2 protein-coding genes are annotated in these 728 nt (G+C 68.0%); one reads left to right on the top strand and one right to left on the bottom strand.

Annotation, left to right across the window (positions count from 1 at the left end; translation table 11 throughout):
- The coding region (locus JCM9942_RS17365; protein ID WP_157723064.1) for a PhzF family phenazine biosynthesis protein at positions 1 to 278 on the bottom strand (278 nt) is incomplete at its 3' end.
- A gap of 209 nt (positions 279 to 487) precedes the next feature.
- On the opposite strand from JCM9942_RS17365, the gene JCM9942_RS18545 reads away from it, so the two are divergent.
- Positions 488 to 728 (top strand): amino acid kinase family protein (locus JCM9942_RS18545; protein WP_157723062.1); only part of this gene is annotated, 241 nt, incomplete at its 3' end.

The raw sequence follows: 728 nt of genomic DNA, 5'->3' as shown, positions 1-728 counted from the left end.
GGTGTGGCCAGGCCCAGCTCGACCGCCGCCCAGGCCGCGCCGACACTGGGATGGCCGGCGAACGGCAGTTCGCCCTTCGGGGTGAAGATGCGGATGCGGTAGCTGGCGCCCTGGTCCGGCGGCAGGAAGAAGATGGTCTCGGACAGGTTCAGCCAGGCGGCGATGGCCTGCATGGCGGCATCGTCCAGGCCCTCGCTGTCGACGATGACGCCCAGCGGGTTGCCGGCGCCCGGGCGGGCGGCGAAGACGTCCAGTTGCAGGTAGCGGCGTGCGGTCATGGCGGCTCGGAAGCAAAGGGGCCGGGCAGCTTAACAATCCGGGCCACGGGCGGGGATGACCGGGGTCGTTGCAGGTGCTACTTTCTGCGCCCCTGGAGGGGGATGGTATCGACCGTAATCAGCAATCCGGCCCCGCCGGCCTTGGCATAGAATCGGGAGTTCTGCCCGCGTTGCCGGGTCTTTCTCCCCCAAGTGAACCCCCCAAGCCAATGTCTGCTTCCCCTCGCGCTGATCGCTGGATCGTTCTGAAGTTCGGTGGCACCTCGGTGTCCCGTCGTCATCGTTGGAACACGATCGGGGAACTGGCAAAAAAACGGGCCGAGGAAACCAGCGGCCGGGTGCTGGTGGTGGTCTCGGCGCTGTCCGGCGTGACCAATGAACTGACCGCCATCGCCGATGGCGCGGCCGACAGCCGCCAGCGCGTGGCCGCGCTGGTCACCCGCCACAACG

This window comes from Stenotrophomonas pictorum JCM 9942 (assembly GCF_001310775.1).
Taxonomy (GTDB): domain Bacteria; phylum Pseudomonadota; class Gammaproteobacteria; order Xanthomonadales; family Xanthomonadaceae; genus Stenotrophomonas; species Stenotrophomonas pictorum.
This window is presented reverse-complemented; position numbering and strand designations above follow the sequence as displayed.